The organism is Pseudomonas sp. B5(2017), from assembly GCF_002112825.1.
Lineage (GTDB): Bacteria > Pseudomonadota > Gammaproteobacteria > Pseudomonadales > Pseudomonadaceae > Aquipseudomonas > Aquipseudomonas putida_Z.
The window spans coordinates 19,302-37,248 of record NZ_NEIR01000025.1 but is presented as its reverse complement, the minus strand read 5'-3'; the positions used below and the strand labels follow the sequence as shown (position 1 = coordinate 37,248).

Annotated in this window: 14 protein-coding genes; 11 read left to right on the top strand and 3 right to left on the bottom strand. The window is 64.8% G+C overall.

The features are described from left to right. Positions 1-193: 193 nt before the first annotated feature. The gene (locus CAG00_RS26730) at positions 194-778 is read right to left on the bottom strand and encodes a lytic transglycosylase domain-containing protein (protein ID WP_023662492.1); all 585 of its coding nucleotides are present in this window, start codon (positions 776-778) and stop codon (positions 194-196) included. Between the two features lie 185 nt (positions 779-963). On the opposite strand from CAG00_RS26730, the gene gspG reads away from it, so the two are divergent. After that, the gene (gene gspG / locus CAG00_RS26725; RefSeq protein WP_085588532.1) at positions 964-1,389 is read left to right on the top strand and encodes a type II secretion system major pseudopilin GspG; all 426 of its coding nucleotides are present in this window, start codon (positions 964-966) and stop codon (positions 1,387-1,389) included. 11 nt (positions 1,390-1,400) lie between these two features. After that, the gene (locus CAG00_RS26720; protein ID WP_085615498.1) at positions 1,401-2,591 is read left to right on the top strand and encodes a type II secretion system F family protein; all 1,191 of its coding nucleotides are present in this window, start codon (positions 1,401-1,403) and stop codon (positions 2,589-2,591) included. Here the strand turns inward: CAG00_RS26720 and CAG00_RS26715 are convergent. Further along, positions 2,585-3,892, bottom strand: coding sequence for an LLM class flavin-dependent oxidoreductase (locus CAG00_RS26715; RefSeq protein WP_025339319.1), 1,308 nt, complete (start codon positions 3,890-3,892; stop codon positions 2,585-2,587). The genes CAG00_RS26720 and CAG00_RS26715 overlap by 7 nt on opposite strands. A 139-nt stretch (positions 3,893-4,031) precedes the next feature. Beyond that, the gene (locus CAG00_RS26705; RefSeq protein WP_085665736.1) at positions 4,032-4,967 is read right to left on the bottom strand and encodes an ABC transporter substrate-binding protein; all 936 of its coding nucleotides are present in this window, start codon (positions 4,965-4,967) and stop codon (positions 4,032-4,034) included. Between the two features lie 215 nt (positions 4,968-5,182). Here CAG00_RS26705 and CAG00_RS26700 point away from each other — a divergent pair, with 215 nt between their 5' ends. From CAG00_RS26700 to CAG00_RS26660, 9 genes are all read left to right on the top strand, one after another. Then, entirely contained in the window at positions 5,183-5,791 is a 609-nt protein-coding gene (locus CAG00_RS26700) for a cysteine dioxygenase (RefSeq protein ID WP_075045352.1), read from the top strand. Then, entirely contained in the window at positions 5,788-7,374 is a 1,587-nt protein-coding gene (locus CAG00_RS26695) for a rhodanese-related sulfurtransferase (RefSeq protein WP_085665735.1), read from the top strand. Before CAG00_RS26700 ends, CAG00_RS26695 begins: the two co-directional genes overlap by 4 nt. A gap of 251 nt (positions 7,375-7,625) precedes the next feature. Next, positions 7,626-8,867, top strand: coding sequence for a multidrug efflux RND transporter periplasmic adaptor subunit MexE (gene mexE, locus CAG00_RS26690; protein ID WP_025339323.1), 1,242 nt, complete (start codon positions 7,626-7,628; stop codon positions 8,865-8,867). 12 nt (positions 8,868-8,879) lie between these two features. Then, positions 8,880-12,059 (top strand): efflux RND transporter permease subunit, encoded by a 3,180-nt coding sequence (locus CAG00_RS26685; protein ID WP_025339324.1) that lies wholly within the window; start codon positions 8,880-8,882, stop codon positions 12,057-12,059. After that, positions 12,056-13,471, top strand: a complete 1,416-nt coding sequence (locus CAG00_RS26680) for an efflux transporter outer membrane subunit (protein ID WP_085665734.1) — start codon at positions 12,056-12,058, stop codon at positions 13,469-13,471. Before CAG00_RS26685 ends, CAG00_RS26680 begins: the two co-directional genes overlap by 4 nt. A 681-nt stretch (positions 13,472-14,152) precedes the next feature. Then, positions 14,153-14,479, top strand: coding sequence for a type II toxin-antitoxin system RelE/ParE family toxin (locus CAG00_RS26675; protein WP_085665733.1), 327 nt, complete (start codon positions 14,153-14,155; stop codon positions 14,477-14,479). 13 nt (positions 14,480-14,492) lie between these two features. After that, positions 14,493-14,777, top strand: a complete 285-nt coding sequence (locus tag CAG00_RS26670) for a helix-turn-helix domain-containing protein (protein WP_003260206.1) — start codon at positions 14,493-14,495, stop codon at positions 14,775-14,777. A 416-nt stretch (positions 14,778-15,193) separates the two neighbouring features. Then, positions 15,194-16,249, top strand: coding sequence for a tetratricopeptide repeat protein (locus CAG00_RS26665; protein WP_085665732.1), 1,056 nt, complete (start codon positions 15,194-15,196; stop codon positions 16,247-16,249). A gap of 80 nt (positions 16,250-16,329) precedes the next feature. Continuing rightward, positions 16,330-17,946 carry a response regulator gene (locus CAG00_RS26660; RefSeq protein WP_085665731.1) on the top strand — a complete coding sequence of 539 codons (1,617 nt, stop codon included), beginning with the start codon at positions 16,330-16,332 and terminating at the stop codon, positions 17,944-17,946. Position 17,947 lies beyond the last annotated feature (1 nt).

Sequence of the window (17,947 nt, the reverse complement as noted above, 5' to 3'; positions counted from 1 at the left end):
AGTTGGGGAAACCATCGGGTCAGCTTGGTGGCATCCGCCGAAGGGTATTGTTTTGTTTCCCGTACTGAACGCACCTGCCTTGCAAAAATCCAGATGCTCCCACAGGGTACGTGGATTGCTTGCAATTTCAGTTATCTACGCGACAGCGCAGCCCAAAGGGCTGGGCCATCTCCCACAGGGAAAATTGCAAAGGCTAATCACCCGTCAACCCCTGCAACCGGCGGTACTCCCGCAGCACATTCGGTACATAGCGCCGGGTCTCGGCAAACGGCGGTACCGCACCACGGCGCAACACAGCTTCGGGGCCGGCGTTGTAGGCCGCCACGGCCAGGGTGATGTCATTGTCGAACAAGTTGAGCATGCGCTTGAGGTAGCGGGCCCCGCCCTGCACGTTGTCTTCCGGGTCCAGGCGGTTTTCCACGCCCATCTCGCGGGCGGTATCCGGCATCAGTTGCATCAGCCCCACGGCGCCCGCCGGTGAACGGGCCTTGGGGTTGTAGCCGGACTCGGCCTTGATCACCGCATGCAGCAACGCCGGGGGGACGTCGTGGGTACGCGCCGCGGCGGCGACCAGCTTGGCGTAGGGGCGGCCGGTGATGAGCTGCGCGTTGGCCGGGCCGGCCTGGGCCTTCGGCTCGCTGATCACCGTTTCATAGAGGCGCCCGGGTCGATGGACGTTGGTCAGTATGTAGCTGCCTTTGGCGTCGATGGAAATGTACACATCGGCCTGGGCAGCACCTGCCACCAGCCAGATCAAACCGAGAATGAGTCCACGCATGTCGGTCGCCTCTTCGTGGTACCCCCAAATTTGGGGGATATACCCCGGAAAACCCGAGGTCGATGACCACGACGCAAGCACTGTGCCGCTTTGCATACCGCATGGTGCAAGGCGCCAGCGCAGGCGTGCACGGCTGTTGCATGGAGCCTGCAAAAGCTTGTCCCCATGCAGCGGAGGGCTTCACCATGCAGCGCAGAACCAACCCTCAACGTGGCTTCACCCTGCTTGAACTCCTGGTGGTGCTGGTGGTGCTCGGCCTGTTGGCCGGTATCGTCGCGCCCAAGTACTTCAGCCAGCTAGGCCGCTCCGAGGCCAAGGTGGCGCGGGCGCAGATAGAGGGGCTGAGCAAGGCCCTGGACCTGTACCGCCTCGAAGTCGGCCACTACCCCAGCAGTGAGCAAGGCCTGCAGGCCCTGGTGATCGCCCCCAGTGGCGAAGCGCGCTGGACCGGCCCGTACCTGCAGAAGGCCGTGCCGCAAGACCCGTGGGGCCGCCCGTACATCTACCGGCAACCTGGCGAGAACGGCGGCGAGTACGACCTGCTGTCGATGGGCAAGGACGGCCAGCCCGGTGGCGACGGGGAAAACGCCGAAATCACCAGTTGGCAGTAGGGAGAACGACCATGCGCTACAGCCTCAAGGCCCTGGGCAGGCAGGGTGTGGTGCAGTTGCAGATCGACGCCGAGGACGCCGACCAGGCCCGCCGCCAGGCCGAGGACCAGGGCCTGCGCGTGCTCAGCCTGCGCGGCCACGGCGGCGCCTTGCGCGGCATGGCCTGGCGCCGCGAAGCAAGCTTTGACCTGGTGCTGTTCAGCCAGGAACTTTCAACCCTGCTCAACGCCGGCCTGCCGCTGATCGACGCGCTGGAGAGCCTGGCGGAAAAGGCCCCCGCAGCGGCAACGCGCAAAGTGCTCGCCGAACTGGTCCGCCAACTGTACGAAGGCCGCTCGCTGTCTCAGGCCCTGGGCCAGCAGCCACGGGTATTCCCGCCGCTGTACGTGGCGCTGGTGCAATCCAGCGAGCGTACCGGCGCACTGGGCGACGCCCTCGCCCGCTACATCAGCTACCGCCAGCGCCTGGACCTGGTACGGCAGAAGCTGGTGGGCGCCTCGGTGTACCCGTTGCTGCTATTGCTGGTGGGCGGTGGCGTGGTGCTGTTCCTGCTTGGCTACGTGGTGCCGCGTTTCAGCCAGGTATTCGAGGGCATGGGCACCGAGTTGCCCTGGCTGTCTCGGCTACTGATGCAGATCGGCCTGTTCCTGCATGCCCAGCAACTGCCACTGGCGTTGGGCACCCTCGGCGTGGTCATGGCGCTGTGGCTGCTGCGCCGCCAGCCACGGGTGCGGCGCTGGGCAGCCTGCCAGCTGCGGCGCCTGCCGGCACTGCACCAACGCCTGATGATGTACGAACTGGCGCGCTTCTACCGCTCGTTGGGCATCCTGCTGCAAGGCGGCATCCCCATCCTCACCGCCATGGGCATGGCCCGCGGCCTGCTCGGCAGCGCGGCGGCCCAGGGCCTGGAGCACGCCAGCCAGCGGGTCGGCGAAGGGCTGCCGTTGTCCGACGCGCTGGAGGCCGGGCAACTGGTCACGCCGGTATCGCTGCGCCTGCTACGGGCCGGCGAGCAGTCCGGCAACCTGGGCGAGATGCTGGAGCGCTGCGCCGACTTCCATGACCAGGAAATCGGCCGCTGGGTGGAATGGTTCGTCAAACTGTTCGAACCACTGCTGATGACCTTCATCGGCCTGCTGATCGGCCTGATCGTGATCCTGATGTACATGCCGATCTTCGAACTGGCCTCGAGCATTCACTGAATGGCCAGGCCCAGGCTTTCACGCAGGGTGGTGCCCTCGTAGGCGGTGCGGTATACCCCGCGCTCCTGCAGCAGCGGCACCACTTGCTCGGTAAAGCGGCGGAACTGCCCGGGGTGGCCGATATAGATGTTGAAGCCATCCAGGGCCCGCGCCTCGAACCACTCGGCCATTCTGGCCGCTACCGTTGCCGGCGAACCGACGAAGGCCCCCGGCCGCAACTGGCGGCCGAACTCCACCGCCTGGCGCAAGCTCAAGCCCTGCTCCCGTGCCTGGTCGGCAATGCGCCTGGCGTTGGTGAAGAAGCTGCTGCGCGCGTGCTCCAGGCTTTCTTGCGGGAATGGCGCATCGAGGTCGTACTGGCTGAAGTCGTGCCAGCCGAAGTTGCGCCCGAACTCCTTGAGCGCCAGCTCGAAGCTGTGGTCCTGCTGGTGGTAATGGCGCTCGATCTCGCGGGCGTGTTCGTCGGTGTCGCCGACATAGATCTCGGCCCCGGGCAATACCAGCAACTGCTCGGGGTCACGCCCCAGCCGCGCGGCGCGGCCCTTCACATCACGGTAGAACGCCTGGCCCTGCTCGATGCTGGCGGCGTGGGTGAAGATTACATCCGCGGTGGCAGCCCCAAGGTCACGCCCTTGCTGCGAATCGCCGGCCTGGAAGATGACCGGCTGGCCCTGTGGCGAGCGCTGGATGTTCAACGGCCCCACCACCGAGAAGTGCTCGCCCTTGTGGTTCAGGGCATGCATCCGGCTGGGGTCGAGGAACTGCCCGGTGGCCCGGTTGCGCGGGAAGGCGCCGTCTTCATAGGAGCGCCACAGGCCCTGCACCACCGCGACGTGCTCCTGGGCGCGGGCATAGCGGGTGTCGTAGTCGTAGTGCTCGTCACGGCCATAGTTGCCGGCGGTGCCGGCGTCGCCACTGGTGACCACGTTCCAGCCGGCGCGGCCCTTGCTGATCAGGTCCAGCGAGGCAAGGCGGCGGGCGACGTTGAACGGTTCGTTGTAGGAAGTGGTCAGGGTGCCGACCAGGCCGATGTGGCGTGTGCTTACCGCCAGCGCCGAGAGCAGGGTCAGCGGCTCCAGGCGGTTGAGGTAATGGGACGGCGAGCCGGGGGTGATGTACTGGCTGTCGACGATGAACATCAGGTCGAACAACGCCGCCTCGGCCTGACGGGCGATGTCGATGTACCAATCGATATTGACGCTGGCGTCGGCAGGCAGCTCCGGGTCGAGCCACAGGTTGTGCCGGCCAGGGCCGCCGCAGCCCATGGTCAGGGCACCGAGCTTGATCTTGCGGGTGGTCATGGGTATTCCTCGGAAATGGTGGTGGCTGGGCCGGCCTCTTCGCGGGTAAACCCGCTCCCACAGGAATTGCGCAGTATTCGAGTGCTGCACTGCCCCTGTGGGAGCGGGTTTACCCGCGAAAGGGCCGGTACAGGCGTAATCAGTGCTCGAACGCCGCCGCGAACGAGGTATCGAACAGGCTGGCCGCCGGGTAGGCCTTGATCAGCCCCAGCCCGGCAAAGAAGTCCACGGTCTTCTGCGCCTCCACGATCACCTGCGGGGTCAGTGCCGCCACATCGGTACGCGCCCGGGCAAACCAGGCCCGGGCGATGTCGCGGTCGGCACGGGTGCGCTTGGCCCAGGCATCGGCATACGCCTCGGTGTGGGCGGGGTCGCTCAGGGTCCAGTCACGGGCCTTCTTCAGGCGCTGGAGAAAATCACTGATCTGCGCCCGCTTGGCCTCCACCGCCTTGGCATTGGCCACCACGAAACTCTGTGCCGGGATCAGCCCTTCGGCCGTGGCCAGCACCCGCGCCCCTTGGCGCTCCTGCTGGGTGACATAGGGTTCCCAGGTGGCGATCACATCCACCGAACCACCATCCAGGGCATGCGACGCATCCAGGGCGCTGAGGTAGCGCAGCTCCAGGGCGTCACGCGGCACCGCCGCCTTGTCCAGCGCGCTGAACAGCAGTTGCTGGCTCCAGGAACCCTTCCAGATCGCCGCACGCTTGCCACGCAGGTCTTCGAGGCGGTGAATGTTCGAGTCCTTGCGTGCCAGGATGGCCACGCCCTCCAGGTTCTGCCGGCTGACCGCAATCACCTTGATCGGCGCACCCAGCGCACCGAGGAACAACGGCGGCGCATCGCCCAGCAGGCCGATGTCCAGGCTGCCCACGTTCAGCGCCTCGGCCACCGGCGAGCCGGCGGTGAACTGCTTCCATTCCAGGGTATAGGGCAGGTCGTCGAGCACGCCGGCCGCTTCCATCACGGCGCGGGCATTGAAGCTCTGGTCGCCAACCACCAGGGTTTGCGCGGCGGCCGCCAGGCTGAGGGAGCTGGCCAGCACACCGGCGGCCAATTGCTTGAGGTATCGCACGTTCGTCTCCAGGTACCGTCGAGGTACATAAGGCCGATCCGCGCGTGCGGTCTCGTGGGGTAATCGCGGGGCTTGCTGTTCGTTGCGCCCATTTCAAAACAGATCAGCCAAGCTGTAAATGCATTTTTTGCATATTAGCTTATGAATATTTTTACTTTTAAGAATACTCACCGCATTTGCTAGGGTTTAACCAAACCGTCAGCCGAGCCTGAACCATGAGCCAACCCCTGCGCCTCGAGCGCCTGCGCCACTTCATCGACGCACTTTCGCAACTGCTGGACCGGGAAACCGACGAAGCCACCCTCCTCGACCAGGGCCAGGGCCTGCTGCGCAGCCTGGTCGCCCATGACGACTGGCTGCCCGAGGCGCTGGCGCAGCCGGACCCGGCCCGTTACCAGCAATACCTGCTGCATTGCGATTCGCGCCAGCGCTTTTCCATCGTCAGTTTCGTATGGGGGCCAGGCCAGCAGACGCCGATCCACGACCACCGGGTGTGGGGCCTGATTGGCATGTTGCGTGGCGCCGAATACTCGCAAGGCTTTGTCCGTAGCGAGCACGGTACGTTGCTGCCGGCAGGCGAGCCGGTGCGCATCGACCCCGGCCACGTGGAGGCCGTATCGCCGCGCATCGGTGATATCCATCAGGTCAGCAACGCCTTCGCCGACCAGGTGTCGATCAGCATTCACGTGTATGGCGCCAACATCGGCGCCGTCAGCCGTGCCGTGTACCTGCCCGACGGCAGCGAGAAACCGTTCATTTCCGGCTATTCCAACACCCTTCTGCCCAATATCTGGGACCTGTCCAAAGAGAACCCTGCCCCATGAGTACCGTAGCCACCCGCGCCTTCCACGACATTCGTCGGGCATTGCTGGCCCATGAAGAACTGGCGCTGATCGATGTACGCGAGGAAGACCCGTTCGCCCAGGCACACCCGTTGTTCGCCGCCAACATTCCGTTGTCGAAACTGGAGCTGGAGGTGTTTGCCCGGGTCCCCCGGCGCGACACCGCCATCACCCTGTATGACGACGGCGAAGGCCTGGCGGCCCAGGCCGGCCAGCGTCTGACGGCACTGGGCTACAGCGATGTGGCACTGCTCGAAGGTGGCCTGGCCGGCTGGCGCGCAGCAGGCGGCGAACTGTTCCGCGACGTCAACGTGCCAAGCAAGGCCTTTGGCGAACTGGTGGAAAGCGTGCGACACACCCCATCGCTGGCGGCCGAACAGGTGCAAGCGCTGCTGGATGCCAAGGCCGATGTGGTGGTGCTCGACGCCCGCCGCTTCGACGAATACCAGACCATGAGCATCCCGGGTGGCATCAGCGTCCCGGGTGCCGAACTGGTGCTGCGGGTGGCCGAGCTGGCGCCCGACCCTGCCACCCAGGTGATCGTCAATTGCGCCGGGCGCACCCGCAGCATCATCGGCACCCAGTCGCTGGTCAACGCCGGCATCCCCAACCCGGTGGCCGCCCTGCGCAACGGCACCATTGGCTGGACCCTGGCCGGGCAAACCCTGGCCCACGGCCAGCAACGGCGCTTCGCCGAGGTTACCGACAGCACCCGTGCCGATGCCGCACAGCGCGCGCGCAGCGTGGCCGACCGCGCCGGCGTGGCCCGCCTGGAGCCCGAAGGCCTGGCCGCCTGGCAGGCTGATACCAGCCGCACCACCTACCTGTTCGACGTACGCACGCCCGAGGAATACGCCCAGGGCCACCTGCCGGCCAGCCGCAGCGTGCCGGGCGGGCAGCTGGTGCAGGAAACCGACCATGTCGCCAGCGTACGCGGGGCGCGCATCGTGCTGGTGGACGATGACGGCGTGCGGGCCCACATGAGCGCTTCGTGGCTGGCGCAGATGGGCTGGCAGGTGGCAGTGCTGGACGGTTTGTCAGCGGCAGACTTCAGTGCAGCCGGCGAGTGGCAGGCGCCGCGGCCGGCGTTGCCAGCGGTGACCGAAATCGGTGTCGAGCAGCTGGAGGACTGGCTGCAAGCGCCAGGCACCGTGCTGCTGGACTTCACCAGCAGTGCCAACTATGTGAAACGGCATATTCCAGGCGCTTACTGGGCGATCCGCGCGCAGTTGCCACAGGTGCTGGAGCGCTTGCCGGTAGCCGAGCGCTATGTGCTGACCTGCGGCAGCAGCCTGCTGGCGGGCTTTGCGGCGTTGGACTTGCAGGCGCTGACGCAAACCCCGGTGTACGTGCTGGACGGCGGCACGGCGCGCTGGATTGCGGCGGGCAAGGCGCTGGAGAGCGGCGAAACGCGCTTGGCCGTGGCGCGTACCGACCGTTATCGCCGGCCTTATGAAGGGACGGACAACCCGCACGAAGCGATGCAGGGGTATCTGGACTGGGAGTTCGGCTTGATTGCCCAGCTGGAGCGCGATGGCACCCATGGGTTCCGCGTATCGAGCTGAGATTGTCGGGGGCGCGTTGCGCCCCTTTCGCGACACAAGGCCGCTCCTACAGGGGAACGCGTAAGCTGTAGGAGCGGCCTTGTGTCGCGATGGGCTGCAACGCAGCCCCAGAAATCCCAACCATGCCGCAAATCGATGAACGACTCACACATATCATTCATCGTGATAATAACCTTCGCCCCGTTCGATTCGTGCATCACGCGCAAGACACTCACACTCCGCCCACTACTAATACATTGGCGGAGTTCTCCATGGAACAATCACTCAAACCCTTGCGCTTCCCCCTCGCTGCCCTGGCAGTGGTGGTGATCAGCGCTTGCGGTCGAACCCCCGACGCCGTGCAGGCTCCCGCCGCGCCGAAGGTCAGTGTGGCCAAGGTGATCGAGCAACCGATCAACGAATGGGACGAGTTCACCGGCCGCCTCGAAGCCCCGGAAACCGTCGAGGTTCGCCCGCGGGTCTCCGGCCAGATCGACCTGGTGGCCTTCACTGAAGGCGCCCAGGTCAAGAAAGGCGATCTGCTGTTCCAGATCGACCCGCGCCCGTTCCAGGCAGACGTCCGCCGCCTCGAAGCCCAGCTACAGCAAGCCAAGGCCACCGCCATCCGCAGCGCCAACGAAGCCCGCCGTGGCGAACGCCTGCGTGACAGCAACGCCATTTCCGCAGAACTGGCCGAATCGCGTAGCAGCGCCGCCGCCGAAGCCCGCGCCGGGGTCGACGCGATCCAGGCCCAGCTCGACCTGGCACGCCTGAACCTCAGTTTCACCCGTGTCACCGCGCCCATCAGCGGCCGTGTCAGCCGCGCCCAGTTCACCGCCGGCAACATCGTCACCGCCGATGTCACCCCGCTGACCAGCGTGGTCTCCACCGACAAGGTCTACGCCTACTTCGACGCCGACGAGCGCGTGTACCTCAAGTACACCCAGCTGGCCCGCGAAGGCCAGCGCGGCCAGAGCACCCCGGTGTACCTGGGCCTGACCAACGAAACCGGCAACCCGCACCTGGGCCAGATGAACTTCGTCGACAACCAGGTCAACCCGCGCACCGGCACCATCCGTGGCCGTGCGGTGTTCGACAACAGCGACGGCCAGTTCACCCCAGGCCTGTATGCACGCCTGAAGCTGGTAGGCAGCGCCCAGTACCAGGCCGTACTGATCAACGACGAAGCCGTGGGCACCGACCTTGGCAAGAAGTTCGTGCTGGTCATGGACAAGGACAACAAGGCCGCCTACCGCGCCGTGGAGCTGGGGCCGAAGCTGGAAGGCCTGCGCATCGTGCGCAGCGGCCTGGGCAAGGACGACCGCATCGTGGTCAAGGGCCTGCAGCGTGTGCGCCCTGGCTCACCGGTCACCCCGGAAGAGACACCGATGGCCAGCGAACAGACCCTCGCCGCCCTCGCCCAGCAGCGCCAGGCCCTGGAGGCCAGCAACCCGGCGCCGAAGGTGGCGGGCAACAACGTGAAAGTCGCCAGCGCCCAGGCGCCACGCGGTTAAGGGACCACACCGATGAACTTCTCGAAATTCTTCATTACCCGGCCAATCTTCGCCGCGGTGCTGTCGCTGGTGCTGCTGATCGCGGGTTCGATCTCGCTGTTCCAGCTGCCGATCAGCGAATACCCCGAAGTGGTGCCGCCCACCGTGGTGGTGCGCGCCAACTTCCCAGGCGCCAACCCCAAGGTCATCGGCGAAACCGTCGCCGCGCCACTGGAGCAGGCGATTACCGGCGTGGAGAACATGCTGTACATGTCCTCCCAGTCCACCGCTGACGGCAAGCTGACGCTGACCATCACCTTCGCCCTGGGCACCGACCTGGACAACGCCCAGGTGCAGGTGCAGAACCGCGTCACCCGTACCCAGCCCAAGCTGCCCGAGGAAGTGACCCGCATTGGTATCACGGTCGACAAGGCCTCGCCCGACCTGACCATGGTCGTGCACCTGACCTCGCCGGACAACCGCTACGACATGCTCTACCTGTCCAACTACGCCATCCTCAACATCAAGGACGAGCTGGCGCGCCTGGGCGGCGTGGGCGATGTGCAGCTGTTCGGCATGGGCGACTACTCGCTGCGCGTGTGGCTGGACCCGAACAAGACCGCTTCGCGCAACCTCACCGCCAGTGATGTGGTGGCTGCAATCCGCGAGCAGAACCGCCAGGTAGCCGCCGGCCAGCTGGGCGCCCCACCCGCCCCCGGTTCGACCAGCTTCCAGCTGTCGATCAACACCCAGGGTCGCCTGGTCAATGAGGAAGAGTTCGAGAACATCATCATCCGCGCCGGTGCCGATGGCGAAATCACCCGCCTGAAGGACATCGCCCGGGTCGAACTCGGCTCCAGCCAGTACGCCCTGCGTTCGCTGCTGAACAACCAGCCGGCGGTGGCCATTCCGATCTTCCAGCGCCCAGGCTCCAACGCCATCGAGATCTCCGACGAAGTGCGGGCGAAGATGGCCGAGCTGAAGAAGGACTTCCCCGAGGGCATGGACTACAGCATCGTCTATGACCCGACCGTGTTCGTCCGTGGGTCCATCGAAGCCGTGGTACACACCCTGTTCGAAGCGCTGGTGCTGGTCGTGCTGGTCGTCATCCTGTTCCTGCAGACCTGGCGTGCCTCGATCATCCCGCTGATGGCCGTGCCGGTATCGCTGATCGGTACCTTTGCCGTGATGCACCTGTTCGGCTTCTCGCTCAACGCGCTGTCATTGTTCGGCCTGGTCCTGGCCATCGGTATCGTGGTGGACGACGCCATCGTCGTGGTGGAAAACGTCGAACGCAACATCGGCCTGGGCCTGAAACCGCTGGAGGCCACGCAAAAGGCCATGGGCGAAGTGACCGGGCCGATCATCGCCACCGCCCTGGTGCTGTGCGCCGTGTTCGTGCCTGCCGCGTTCATTTCCGGCCTGACCGGCCAGTTCTACAAGCAGTTCGCCCTGACCATCGCCATTTCCACGGTGATCTCGGCATTCAACTCGCTGACCCTGTCGCCGGCCCTGGCTGCCGTGCTGCTGAAGGACCACCATGCGCCCAAGGACCGGTTCTCGCGGTTCCTGGAAAAACTGCTGGGCAGCTGGCTGTTCGCCCCGTTCAACCGCTTCTTCGACCGCGCTTCCAACCGCTACGTCGGCGGCGTGCGTCGGGTCATCCGCTCCAGCGGCATCGCCCTGTTCGTGTATGCCGGCCTGATGGGCCTGACCTACCTGGGCTTCTCGTCCACCCCGACCGGTTTCGTACCGGCCCAGGACAAGCAGTACCTGGTGGCGTTCGCCCAGCTGCCTGACGCGGCCAGCCTCGACCGCACCGAAGCGGTGATCAAGCGCATGAGCGAAATCGCCCTGAAGCAGCCTGGCGTGGCCGACTCGGTAGCCTTCCCAGGCCTGTCGATCAACGGTTTCACCAACAGCCCGAACAGCGGCATCGTGTTCACCCCGCTCAAGCCGTTCGACGAGCGCAAGGACCCGAGCCAGTCGGCGGCGGCCATCGCTGCTGCACTGAATGCCCAGTTCGCCGACATCCAGGACGCCTACATCGCGATCTTCCCGCCACCGCCGGTACAAGGCCTGGGCACCATCGGCGGCTTCCGCCTGCAGATCGAAGACCGTGGCAACCTGGGCTACGAGGCGCTGTACAAGGAAACCCAGAACATCATCGCCAAGAGCCACAACGTGCCGGAACTGGCGGGCCTGTTCACCAGCTACCAGGTCAACGTGCCGCAGGTCGATGCAGCTATCGACCGGGAAAAGGCCAAGACCCACGGCGTGGCGATCACCGACATCTTCGACACCCTGCAGGTCTACCTGGGCTCGCTGTACACCAACGACTTCAACCGCTTTGGCCGTACCTACCAGGTCAACGTCCAGGCCGAGCAGCAGTTCCGCCTCGATGCCGAGCAGATCGGCCAGCTGAAGGTGCGCAACAACCTCGGCGAGATGATCCCGCTGGCGACCTTCCTCAAGGTCAGCGACACCTCCGGGCCTGACCGAGTGATGCACTACAACGGTTTCATCACCGCCGAGATCAACGGCGCCGCGGCACCGGGCTACAGCTCCGGCCAGGCCGAAGCTGCAATCGAGAAGCTGCTGAAAGAGGAACTGCCCAACGGCATGACCTTCGAGTGGACCGACCTGACCTACCAGCAGATCCTCTCGGGCAACACTGCGCTGTTCGTGTTCCCGCTGTGCGTACTGCTGGCCTTCCTGGTGCTTGCCGCCCAGTACGAAAGCTGGAGTCTGCCGCTGGCGGTGATCCTGATCGTGCCGATGACCCTGCTGTCGGCCATCACCGGGGTGATCGTGTCGGGTGGTGACAACAACATCTTCACCCAGATCGGCCTGATCGTACTGGTGGGCCTGGCGTGCAAGAACGCGATCCTGATCGTCGAGTTCGCCAAGGACGAACAGGCCAAGGGGCTCGACCCGCTGGCAGCGGTACTGGAAGCCTGCCGCCTGCGCCTGCGGCCGATCCTGATGACCTCGATCGCCTTCATCATGGGTGTGGTTCCACTGGTGTTCAGCTCCGGTGCAGGTTCTGAAATGCGCCATGCCATGGGTGTGGCGGTGTTCTCGGGGATGATCGGCGTGACCGTGTTCGGCTTGTTCCTGACCCCGGTGTTCTTCTTCCTGATTCGCCGTTTCGTCGAGCGTCGCCAGGCCCGCAAGGCCGAACGCGCCCACTCGCTGGAGAGCCATGCATGAACCTGCTCAAACCCTTGACCCCGAGCCTGCTGGCGCTGGCCCTGGCGGCCTGCGCGGTAGGCCCGGACTACCAGGCGCCAGCCACCGAGCCTGCGCAGCTGGCCAGCGATGTACAGGCCAAGGCCTACGACCGTAGCCGTTTCGAGAGCCTGTGGTGGAAGCAGTTCGACGACCCGGTACTGAACCAGCTGGTGCAGGCTTCGCTGGACGGCAACCGTGACCTGCGCGTGGCCTTCGCCCGCCTGAAGTCGGCCCGTTCGATCCGTGAAGACGCCGAGAACGATCAGTTCCCGGTGGTCACCAGCCGCGCCAGCAGCGACATCGGCAAGGGCCAGATCCCCGGCCAGACCACGCAACGGGTGAACAGCGAGCGCTACGACCTGGGCCTGGACATGGCCTGGGAGCTTGACCTGTTCGGCCGCATCCAGCGCCAGATCGAAGCCAGCGAAGCCCAGGAAGCGGTAGCCGCGGCCGACCTGCAGCAGCTGCAGGTCAGCCTGATCGCCGAGCTGGTCGATGCCTACGGCCAGCTGCGCGGCGCGCAGTTGCGCGAGAAGATCGCCCTGGCCAACCTCAAGACCCAGCAGGAATCGCGGGCCATCACCGAAACCCTGCGCGATGCCGGGGTGGGCAACGACCTTGACGTGGTACGGGCCGACGCGCGCCTGGCCGGGGTCGAAGCCACCGTGCCGCAACTGCAGGCGGAACAGGCGCGGGCCCGGCATCGCATCGCCACCCTGCTCGGCCAGCGCCCCGAGGCGCTCAGCGTCGACCTGTCGCCCAAGGCCCTGCCGGCCATCGCCAAGGCGCTACCGGTGGGTGACCCGGGTGAACTGCTGCGCCGCCGCCCGGACATCCGCAGCGCCGAACGCCAGTTGGCGGCTGCCACTGCCAACGTCGGCGTGGCCACGGCCGACCTGTTCCCCCGCGTCAGCCTCAGCGGCTTCCTCGGCTTTACTGCTGCCCGTGGCTCGCAGATCGGCTCCTCGGCAGCCAATGCATGGGCGCTGGGCCCGAGCATCACCTGGGCGGCCTTCGACCTGGGCAGCGTGCGCGCCCGCCTGCGCGGTGCCAAGGCCGATGCCGAAGGGGCACTGGCCAACTATGAACAGCAGGTGTTGCTGGCCCTGGAAGAATCGGCCAACGCCTTCAGCGACTACGACAAGACCCAGCAGCGGCTGCTGTCGCTGATGCGCCAGAGCGATGCCAGCCGCAAGGCGGCTGAACTGGCCTCGATTCGTTATCGCGAGGGTACGGTGGACTACCTGGTGCTGCTCGATGCCGAGCGTGAGCGGCTGAGCGCCGAAGATGCTCAAGCCCAGGGCGAGGTCGAGCTGTACCGCGGCATCGTCTCCATCTACAAGGCCCTGGGCGGCGGCTGGCAGCCGGAGACTGTAGCCAGCGCGCGCTGATACACCCGTTTCAACGACTCCTTTGGTTGGCTCCTCCCCCAACCGTTTGCCCCGCAGGCCTTGGTCCGCGGGGCTTTTTTATGCTGATTGAGGGTGTGTGCAGGGTGCATGCCTCTGAGTCTTCAGTGCCTATGAGATCGAGCGCCGCCCGCGCGGTGCATCGCCGGCAAGCCAGCTCCCACAGGTACTCCACCGCTTTTGAGACCTGTGGTTCACCTGTGGTAGCTGGCTTGTGCATGCCTTGAAGTTGGTGCGGACCATGTAGGAGCTGGCTTGCTGGCGATCGAGGGCAAAGCCCTCGCCTAGGTTCTAGAGCTGTAACACATTTCCGAACCAGAAACCAAATGCTTCAGTTCGAACGCCCTGTCGAATTATCCTACAGCACCTGTCGGAAGGTGCTGTCTTGGCTGGGAAGCACACCAGGTTTAATGTCCTCGGCTCGCCTTTTCAGGTGAGTTGCCTCACTTCTGTTGCCCATTCCTTTCTGTTTTAGTCGGTGTCGATAATGGACATTTACAGGCTTGAGGTTATATCGGTATCGATATAATTTGTGTGCAGGCTCCTGGAATCTGTGCATTGCCATGTACGCCAGAAAGGTGCAGCGGCATGACCAAACACACGGGTGAGGCATGAGGCGCAAGCGCAGCTGGCGATTGGAGCGATGGCGAAGGGGTATGCGGCATGTGGGACGGTCAGAAGCCTATCGAATGGGTAGGCGGCAGCAAGGATGATGTGCGCAGGTTTCCACCAGTGGCGAGGCAGCGGGCTGGGTATCAGCTGGACTTGATCCAGTCCGGTGAAGAACCTACCGACTGGAAGTCGATGGAGAATGTGGGGCGGGGTGTGCGGGAGATCCGCATCAAGTGTAAAGACGGTGCTTTTCGCGTGTTGTATGTTGTGAACCGCCCGGAAGCTGTCTATGTCCTGCATGCATTCCGCAAGACAACTGAAAAGACGGATAAGCGCGATATTGATGTGGCGAAAGCCCGTTTCAAGTCGCTGGACTGAGAGGTGATCAACAATGGCGAATGAACGCTCGGCATCTGTATGGGACGCGTTGGCTGATACGCCAGAAGAGGCCGACAACCTTAGGCTGCGCTCGCAGTTGATGCGGATTTTGGTCAAGACGGTGCGTGCCTGGGATCTACCTCAGAAGGATGCGGCGCGTCGGCTACATGTCACTCAACCGCGCTTGAGTGAGCTGTTGAATGGGAAGATTGACAAGTTTTCCCTGGATGCCTTGGTAAATCTGCTGGCCAATGCCGATCTGGAAGTGGATTTCACGGTGAAGGAAAAGCTCGCCTGAATCGGTGGCTGGACCATGAAGGCCAGGCCTTGCCGTTTTCAACCCGCACCGAACTGAGGCGAACGAGGATCGATTCTCTACTAATGCGGAAAATAAATTTCTAAAGACAGTTGCTCCCACATCTGTTTCGGGCCAGTTACTCCTGGCTCCTGCGCACTCGCACCCTGGGTGCATGTCTGGAGAATGCAGAAGAGCAGCAGCGCTACCTTCGATATCGTGTCGTACAAACAAGGGGTCGCGCGCGCCAGGCACAGAAGAGACTGGCCCGAAACAGATGTGGGAGCTGGCTTGCCGGCGATGCGCCGCGCGGGCGGCGCTCGGTCTCACAGGCGCAGAAAATGTCGAGACAGGCACCTGGTTGCATTTACCCCCCAGCTAGCCCAAGCTCTGCCCTTCCCGCCGCCACGGATCGTCCGATGCCCAGACGCCACCGCTACCTGATCGCCCTGCTGCTGTTGATCCTGGTATCGGCCCTGTTCGGCTACCTGTGGCGCGACACTCCGCCAGCCCCGCCAACCCTGCCCGCGCACAGCTACGCCAAGGCCCTGCGCCAGGCCCATGAGGGCCAACCCGGCGCTGCACGGGTGCTGTACCAACAATTGCAGCGCACCGACCTACCGCCCATCCGCCGAGCGGCCTTGTATGCCGAACTGCCCAACTACCCTTCGCCCCAGGCATTGAAACTCGCCCGCCAGGACCTGGAACATGCCGACCCGCTGGTGCGCCGTGCAGCCATTGCCGGCATCCGCCGCCTGCTGCCGGCGGCGCAGCGCAGCCTGGTACTCGGCCCGCTGCTGGATGACGACGAGCAAAGCGTACGCTTTGCCGCGGTAGATGCCCTGCTCGGCCTTGCCCCGGATGACATCGGCCTGTATTTCGGCCCGCTGCAGGTCGCCCTGGAGCAATACCAGCAGGCCCTGGAGCAACAACCCGAAGACGCAGACGCCCAGGTCCACCTGGCGCGCCTGTACCTGCACGAAAACGACTACACCCTGGCCGCCACAGCCCTGCAGCGGGCCCTGACGGTAGCGCCAGGCAACCTCGACGCACTGGCGACCCAGGTACGCCTGCTGGAACGCCAGGGCCATCACGACGCCTCGCGTCAGGTACTGGGCAAAGCCCTGGCGCTGAGCCCCGACTCGGCCTTTCTGCAGTACGAACTGGGGCTCTGGCTGAACCGCCACGAGCAGCGCGAATACGCCTTGCTGGCCTTGTCCCGCGCCGTCGAACTGGACCCGGATAACGCCGACTACCGCTATACACTGGCGGTCACCCTGCATGAACTGGAACAACTCGACGCCGCGCAAAAGCAACTGGAAACCGTGCTCAGCCGCCAGCCGGCCAATCGCCGGGCACGGGTGTTGCTGATCCAGTACTGGAAGGAAACCGGCCAGTTGCAGAACGTGCAGGTACTGCTGGCCGAACTGGAGCGGCAGAACCCGGACGACCCCGTGCTGCAACAGGGCCTGTAGGCAACGTCCGAAAATTTGTTGAACCCTGGGGCTGTGCCCAAGGTCCAGTGGATATCAGACCACCCTGCAGGAGAGTCGTTTTGGCCAGTTCGTTGGCGCTGGACGAACGTGCATTGATCCTGGCGCCCCCGCCAATAGCCGCGGATACTGCTCGCCTGCTCGCTTCTGCGGGCATCGACAGCCTGTGCGCGGTCGACCTGGCCAACCTGCAAGCCTGCCTGGCCGAAGGCGCGGGCGTGGCGATCATTGCCGAGCAAGTGTTCAAACAGGGCCCAAGCGCGTTGCTGCAGGCATTCATCGACCAGCAACCGTGCTGGTCGGACCTGCCCATCGTGCTGCTCGGTCAAGGGAGCCAAGCGGCCAAGGGCTCGACCAACTATCCAGTGGGCAACCTGGTCCTGCTGGTCGCACCATTCGAAAACGCCCAGCTGCTGCACACGACCCGGTCCGCCCTGCGCAACCGGCGCCGGCAGTACCTGGCGCGCGACCAGCTGCAGGACCTGCAGCAACGCCTTGACGCCCAGGCCGCGCCTCCCGGCGAAGACCAGCAACGTAGCGAGTTCGCCCGCCACCAGACGCGCAAGATGGAGGCCATCGGCCAACTGGCCGGGGGGGTCGCCCATGACTTCAACAACCTGCTCACCAGCATTGGCGGCAGCTTCGAGCTGATCGACCGGCGCTTGCGCCAGGGCCGCAGCGATGGCCTGGACAACGTGCTGCGCATGGGCCGCGAGGCAGTGTCACGCGCCGCCCGCTTGACCCACCGCCTGCTGGCTTTCTCTTCCCGGCAATCGCTGCACAGCCAGCAGGTCGACCTGCACGACCTGCTCCAGGCCAAGCGCCTGAAGGCTTGCTTGAGCCCGGCCGTGAACCTGCACCTGCAAATCGCCAAGGGCCTGTGGTCGGTCGAAGCCGATGACCAGCAGTTGCAGGAAGCCCTCGACAACGTGCTGCTCAATGCCTGCGAAGCCATGCCCAGCGGCGGCCAGCTGCGCATCGAGGCAAGTAACCAGCACATCGGCGCCGGGCAATTCCCCGGCGGTGCCCAGTGCGCCGGCGACTATGTACGCCTGCGAATCGTCGATGACGGCCAGGGCATGGCGCAAAGCACGCTGGAGCATGCCTTCGAGCCGTTCTTCAGCACCAAGGCGATCGGCCAGGGCATCGGCCTGGGCCTGTCGATGGTGTACGGCTTCAGCAAGCAATCCCACGGCCATGTCACCCTGCACAGCCAGATCGGCCAAGGCACCCGGGTGGACCTGTACCTGCCGCGCCATGTCGACCAGGACCAGGCACCGGTCAAACCCGTGCAGCCCGTGCGAGGCTACCAGGGCAATCACGTGCTGGTGGTCGAGGACGACCCGCATGTACGCCAATTGCTATGCCAGGCCCTGCGCGAGGATGGCTTCGCCTGCCACAGTGCCGCCGACGCCAACGAGGGCCTTAAGGTTCTGCGTTCGACACAACCGGTGGATCTGCTGGTCAGCGATGTCGGCTTGCCCGGCATGAATGGCCGCCAGCTGGCCGAGATTGCACGCAACCTGCGCCCACGCTTGCCAGTACTGTTCATCACCGGCTATGCGGAAACGGCCATGGCCCGCGAGGGTTTCCTGGAGGCGGGCATGCACCTGATCTGCAAGCCCTTCGAGCTGAAGCAGCTGCAGGCCCAGGTGACCCAGATACTGGGCAAGCCCTGAA